Source organism: Bradyrhizobium betae, from assembly GCF_004123905.1.
GTDB lineage: Bacteria > Pseudomonadota > Alphaproteobacteria > Rhizobiales > Xanthobacteraceae > Bradyrhizobium > Bradyrhizobium betae_A.
The window spans coordinates 1-6094 of sequence record NZ_MZXW01000025.1; the positions used below are offsets into that span (position 1 = coordinate 1).

The 6094-nt window shown below is 64.8% G+C and carries 6 protein-coding genes and 2 pseudogenes; 4 read left to right on the forward strand and 4 right to left on the reverse strand.

Features of this window, described 5'->3' with window-relative positions; translation table 11 throughout:
• Window positions 1-144, forward strand: a pseudogene (locus tag B5V03_RS42415) (IS481 family transposase); the annotation flags it as partial.
• 99 nt (window positions 145-243) lie between these two features.
• Here the strand turns inward: B5V03_RS42415 and B5V03_RS22725 are convergent.
• The 3 genes from B5V03_RS22725 to B5V03_RS22735 form a co-directional block, all read right to left on the reverse strand.
• Window positions 244-1608, reverse strand: coding sequence for an AmpG family muropeptide MFS transporter (locus B5V03_RS22725; protein WP_129272626.1), 1365 nt, complete (start codon window positions 1606-1608; stop codon window positions 244-246).
• 113 nt (window positions 1609-1721) lie between these two features.
• Complete coding sequence (locus B5V03_RS22730) at window positions 1722-2057, reverse strand: GIY-YIG nuclease family protein (RefSeq protein WP_245502303.1); 336 nt, start codon at window positions 2055-2057, stop codon at window positions 1722-1724.
• Between the two features lie 54 nt (window positions 2058-2111).
• A complete protein-coding gene (locus B5V03_RS22735) occupies window positions 2112-3311 on the reverse strand; it encodes a DNA recombination protein RmuC (protein WP_129272627.1) in 1200 nt (399 codons plus the stop codon).
• Window positions 3312-3482: 171 nt separating this feature from the next.
• Between B5V03_RS22735 and def the strand changes: the two genes are divergently transcribed.
• The 3 genes from def to truA all read left to right on the forward strand — a co-directional run bounded on the left by def (window position 3483) and on the right by truA (window position 5816).
• Window positions 3483-4007 carry a peptide deformylase gene (gene def / locus B5V03_RS22740; RefSeq protein ID WP_129272628.1) on the forward strand — a complete coding sequence of 175 codons (525 nt, stop codon included), beginning with the start codon at window positions 3483-3485 and terminating at the stop codon, window positions 4005-4007.
• Window positions 4008-4143: 136 nt separating this feature from the next.
• On the forward strand, window positions 4144-5079 hold the full coding sequence (gene fmt / locus B5V03_RS22745; protein WP_129272629.1) for a methionyl-tRNA formyltransferase: 936 nt from the start codon (window positions 4144-4146) through the stop codon (window positions 5077-5079).
• The gene (gene truA, locus B5V03_RS22750; RefSeq protein WP_129272630.1) at window positions 5079-5816 is read left to right on the forward strand and encodes a tRNA pseudouridine(38-40) synthase TruA; all 738 of its coding nucleotides are present in this window, start codon (window positions 5079-5081) and stop codon (window positions 5814-5816) included. The genes fmt and truA overlap by 1 nt, the downstream gene beginning before the upstream one ends.
• Before the next feature lie 134 nt (window positions 5817-5950).
• Here the strand turns inward: truA and B5V03_RS42420 are convergent.
• Window positions 5951-6094, reverse strand: a pseudogene (locus tag B5V03_RS42420) (IS481 family transposase); the annotation flags it as partial.

A 6094-nucleotide genomic window follows, 5' to 3' on the forward strand; every position in this document is an offset into this window, starting at 1 on the left:
GAGCAGCTGGCCGTCAGGCCGCTCGACCGCGACGGCCGTTACGGTGTCTTCTTTGCCAGCTGGCAGGTCGGCTCAATCGACTTGACCCGCGGTCAAACTGTCAGTGATGTGTCCGAACAACCGTCAGCTATGTCCCCGGTCTGAACACTTGACCGGGCGATCCAGTACGCCGCGGCGTCTCGGTCAATTCCAACTGTCTCGGAATACTGGATGCCCCGCCTTCGCGGAGCATGACAGCCGTAGCTACACCCTGACCGGCCCCAGCGCCTCAAAATGCCCGCGCTTTTGCAGCCAGGCCAGCAGCACCAGGCTCGGAATCGCCACCAGCACGCAGATCACGAAGAACGTCGCCCAGCCGGTCGTATCGGCCACGAAGCCCGCACCTGACGAGAGATAGGTCCGGCCCACCGCCGCCAGCGCGGTGAGCAGCGCATATTGCGTCGCCGTGTGCAGCGGGTTCTGGCACAGCGCCGAGAGATAGGCGACGAAGATCACGGTGCCGATGGCGCTGGTGAAATTCTCGGCGCAGATGGCGAGCGCCAGCGCCCACTGATTGGTGCCGACTACTGCGAGCCAGGAGAAGGTCAGATTGGCCAGCGCCTGCACCACGCCGCCGATCCAGAGCGATGTTGCCAGCGGATAGCGCCGCGCGACAAAACCGCCGGCGAAGCCGCCGATCAGCGTCGCCGCGAGGCCAACGCCCTTCACGATCGCCGCATAATCGTTGCGGGTGAAGCCGAGGTCGATCACGAACGGCGCCGTCATCGTGCCCGAGAAGGCATCGGTGAACTTGAACAGCACGACGAAGGCGAGCGCGACGGCTGCATCCTTGCGCGACAGAAATTCCGAGAACGCGCCGATCGCAGCGTTGAGCACGCGCGTGAACGTCGTCTCGGTTTGCGTCGCAGCTTCAGCCCGCACGGACTGCTCGGGCTCGGTCGCAGCCAATGCCGTAATGGTCCCGATCAACACCATCGCGGCCATCACCACATAGCCCCACATCCAGGCCGATGCGCGCGGGATGCCGGTGCCCTCGAAGCCCGAGACGACGAACAGCGCGCCCGCGGTCGAGACCAGCATGCCGATGCGGTAGGCCGCAACATAAGCCGCCATGCCGGCGGCCTGCTCACTCTCCGGCAGGCTCTCGACGCGGAAGGCATCGACTACGATGTCCTGCGTCGAGGACGTCGTCGCCACCAGCAGCGCGCCCAGCGCGACGTAGAACGGCGAGCGCGCCGGATCGGTCATCGCCAGCAGCAGGATCGCGACGATCAGCAGCAATTGTGAGAACAACAGCCAGCCGCGCCGCCGCCCGAAGGCGCGGGTGAACAGCGGCACATGCAGCGCATCCACCAGCGGCGCCCAGAGGAATTTCAGCGTGTAGGGCGTGCCGACCAGCGCAAACAGCCCGATGGTCTTGAGATCAACGCCGGCCTCCCGCATCCACACCAGCAGCGTCGACCCCGACAGCGCCAGCGGCAGCCCCGAGGAGAAGCCGAGGAATAGCACGATCAGCACCCGCGGCTGCAGGTACACGGCAAGGCTGTCGCGCCAGGAGGCGGCGGGTGAATCGGTGCCGGCGGGGGAGGTCGCGTCGGGTGCGGTCATGGGGAGGTGTTAGCAGATTCTGGGGGGCACAAGGGAGGTGTGGTCACCACCGGCCACATAGGAGGTGTCGTCGCCCGGCTTGACCGGGCGACCCAGTATTCCAGAGGCCGGCGTCATGGGGGACCAGCAATCTCCGGATAAAGATCGTTCCAATCGGGATTGTCCTTCTCGATCAGCGCGATCTTCCAGTCGCGCTTCCACTTCTTCAGCCGCTTCTCCCGCTTGATCGCATTCTCGGGGTCGTCGAACTGCTCGAAGTAAACCAATCTAACGACGTCGTAGTCCTTCGTGAAACTCTCGATGAGCTTCAGCTTGTGTTCCGCCACACGGCGGATGAGATCGTTCGTTACGCCGACGTATACCGTTCCGCCGATCCGGCTGGCGAGAATGTAGACGTAGTAGCAGCGTCGCCCATCTGCCGCCTCTGGGATACTGGGTCGCCCGGTCAAGCCGGGCGACGACACCGAAATTGGGGCGGCAGCGTACCGGATCTGAGAAGAGAATCACTCCCCCGCCTGGAGCTTCCTCGGAAATAGTTCCGGCGCGCCCGTTGCGACCAAATGCGGACCTTCGGGCGCGTCGGCCTTGCTGAAATCGAGCTCCTCGATCCGGCCGGCGCGCTTCTCGATCTTGTCGGCGGAGATCAGGATCTGGCGGACGTCTTCGTTCGCGTCGGCAAAGTGCTTCTGCAGTTTCAGCACGCGGTCGCGCAGGCGGCCGAGGTCGTCGCCGAGCTTGATCACTTCGGTCTGGATCTGGTCGGCGGCGTCGCGCATGCGCGCGTCCTTCATGATCTGCTGCATCACCTGGATCGCGAGCATCAGCAGCGACGGCGACACCAGCACCACGCGGGCGCGGTAGGCCTTCTGGATCACGTCGTCAAAACCGTCATGGATCTCGGCATAGACCGATTCCGACGGCACGAACATCAACGCCATCTCCTGGGTCTCGCCGGTGACGAGATATTTTTCGGCGATGTCGCTGACATGCTTCATCACGTCGCCGCGCAGCCGCTGCGTGGCGATGCGCTTTTCCTCGTCGGTGCGGGCGTCGTGCAGCGCGGTCATCGCTTCCAGCGGAAATTTTGCATCGATGCAGAGCGGGCGCTGGTCGGGCAGGAACACCACGCAGTCCGGCCGCTTGCCGGTCGAGAGCGTGAACTGGAATTCGTAAGCACCCTTCGGCAGGCCGTCCTGGACGATCGCCTCCATCCGCGCTTGTCCAAAGGCGCCGCGCGACTGCTTGTTGGCGAGTACGTCGCGCAGGGTCGTCACCTGGGTGGTGAGGTCGGTGAGGTTCTTGTGGGCGTTGTCGATGATGCCGAGCCGCTCGTGCAGCGCGCGCAGGCTCTCCATGGTGTTGCGGGTGGAGTGCTCCATGGATTGGCCGACGCGATGGGTCACCGAATCCAGCCGCTCGTTGACCGCGCGCGCCATCTCGGCCTGGCGGCCGGCCAGCGCCTGGGTCATGGCGTCGGCCCGCCCGGCCGCCTCGCTCTGGGCGTGCAGCACCTGACTCAGGCGCTCCTCGAGCTCGTCGGCCCGGATCGCATGCGCCATCGCGAGTTCCGCGCCGCGCCGCCCCGAGCGCGCGATCACCACCGCAATCACCACCAGCAGGACGAGGACGAGCGCGCCGAAGCCGATCAGCGCATCGATGGTGCGCACTGGCCAGTCGCCAGCCGTAAAAATGATCTCGTTCATGGCGGTCCTTTTAGCCGATTCGGCCCGTTCCGCGAACGAATAGCGAACGCCGATGGTTAACCTCCCCCTAATTTTTATGGTTAACGAAACCTGAAGTTTTATGGTTAGCGGAGGGTTAACGGGGTTCCTGTCTGCATTGACCGCATCCGGCTTGCGGCTTAAATCGCCGCCATGGCCCTCAGAGAAATCATCATCCTGCCCGACAAGCAGCTGCGTCTGGTCTCCAAGCCGATCGAGAAGGTCACGCCGGAGATCCGCAAGCTTGCCGACGACATGTTCGAGACCATGTACGACGCGCCCGGCATCGGGCTCGCGGCGATCCAGGTCGCGCAGCCCTTGCGGCTGATCACCATGGACCTCGCCAAACCTGACCCGGATGGCGAAACCAAGCCGGAGCCGCGCGTCTTCATCAATCCTGAAATCATCGCGTCCTCCGAGGACCTGTCGGTCTACGAGGAAGGCTGCCTGTCGATCCCCGAATATTACGAGGAGGTCGAGCGGCCCGCGAAGGTGCGCGTGCGCTACACTGATCTCGACGGCAAGGTGCACGAGGAGGACGCCGAAGGCCTCTATGCCACCTGCATCCAGCACGAGATCGACCATCTCAACGGCGTGCTGTTCGTCGACTATCTGTCAAAGCTCAAACGCGACCGCGTCATCAAGAAGTTCGAGAAAGCCGCCAAGCGCGCGGAGTGAGGCGCACTCTTCTAGTCGTCATGGCCGGGCTTGACCCGGCCATCCACGCCTTGCTTCCTTTGCGGCCAAGAACGTGGATGCCCGGGACAAGCCCGGGCATGACGGAGAACCAGAACTCTCAACTGAGCGCTGCCACATGCCCCTCCGCCTGATCTTCATGGGCACGCCCGATTTCTCCGTGCCGACGCTGCTCGAGCTGGTCTCGCACGGCCACGAGATCGTGGCCGTCTATACCCGGGCGCCAAAACCCGGGGGGCGGCGAGGCCTGCAATTGCAGCCAACCCCGGTTGAAGAGGCTGCGCGAAGACTCGGTATTCCCGTGTTGACGCCGAAGACGCTGAAGACTGACGAAGCGCTCGAAGAGTTTCGCGCCTTTGACGCGGATGCAGCTGTCGTCGTTGCCTATGGCATGATCCTGCCGCAGGCGATCCTCGATGCGCCAAAGCTCGGCTGCTACAACCTGCACGCTTCGCTGTTGCCGCGCTGGCGCGGTGCTGCCCCCATCAACCGCGCGATCATGGCGGGCGACGCCGAGAGCGGCGTGATGGTGATGAAGATGGATGTCGGCCTAGATACCGGCGACGTCGCCATGGCCGAGCGCCTTGCCATTACAGACAAAATGACGGCGGTCGATCTGCACGACCGCCTGTCCCGTCTCGGCGCCGATTTGATGGTCCGCGCCATGGCTGCGCTCGCCCGCGGCGGGCTCCAGCTCAAAAAGCAGAGCGAGGACGGCGTCACCTATGCCGCCAAGATCGACAAGGCCGAAGCGCGGATCGACTGGAGTAAGCCAGCGCGCACGGTGCTGCGCCACATCCACGGCCTGTCGCCATTCCCCGGCGCCTGGGCCGAGATTGCAGGCGGCAGCGAGAACGCGCGCGTGAAAATCCTGCGTTGCGAGCTCGCCAAGGGCTCCGGCGCACCGGGCGAGGTGCTCGACGATCAGCTCACCATCGCCTGCGGCGAGGGCGCTATCCGCATCCTCGAGCTCCAGCGCGAGGGCAAGGCGCGGATGCAGGCCGTCGACTTCCTGCGTGGCGTGCAAGTGAAGCCGCCAATGCGGCTGGCCTGATGCCTCGCTACAAGCTCACCATCGAATATGACGGCGCGCCGTTCTTCGGCTGGCAGGTGCAGGACACGCTGCCGTCGGTGCAGGGCGCGCTCGAAGCGGCCGTGAAGGCGATGACCGGCGCGGATGTGCGGGTGCATGGCGCCGGCCGCACCGACGCCGGCGTGCACGCGCGCGGCCAGGTTGCGCATGTCGACATCGAGAAGCAGTTTCCACAGGGTCGCTTTCGCGACGGGCTCAACGCGCATCTGCGACCGCATCCGATCGCGGTGCTCGAGGCGGAGATCGTGCCTGATACTTTCGAAGCGCGGTTCTCGGCGGTGAAGCGCCATTACCGCTACCGCATCGTCAACACCCGTGCCAATCTCGCGCTCGACATCGGCCATGCCTGGCGCGTGCCGCGCAAGCTCGACACTGACGCGATGCATGCGGCCGCACAGCGCCTGCTCGGCAAGCACGATTTCACGACCTTTCGCGACACCGAGTGCCAGGCCAAGTCGCCGGAGAAGACGCTCGACCAGCTCGACGTGCTCCGCGACGGCCGAGAGATCACCATCGTCACCTCGGCGCGCTCGTTCCTGCACAGCCAGGTGCGCTCGATGGTGGGATCGCTGGTCTGGGTCGGCGACGGCCGCTGGACCGCGGACGATCTCTCCGCAGCGCTGGAAGCCCGCAACCGCGCGGCCTGCGGCATTGTCGCCCCGCCCGACGGGCTGTATCTGGTGAAGGTGGATTATTGAGGGGCGTGGCGCAGGGAGCGCGCGCTCGCAACACCCTCGGTGTCATGCCCCGGCTTGACCGGGGCATCCAGTACGCCGCGCCCCGTCGATTAAATCACAGCCGCCTCTGGGATACTGGATCGCCCGCTTTCTGTTCAGACCGGGGACATAGCTGACGGTTGTTCGGACACATCACTGACAGTTTGACCGCGGGTCAAGTCGATTGAGCCGACCTGCCAGCTGGCAAAGAAGACACCGTAACGGCCGTCGCGGTCGAGCGGCCTGACGGCCAGCTGCTC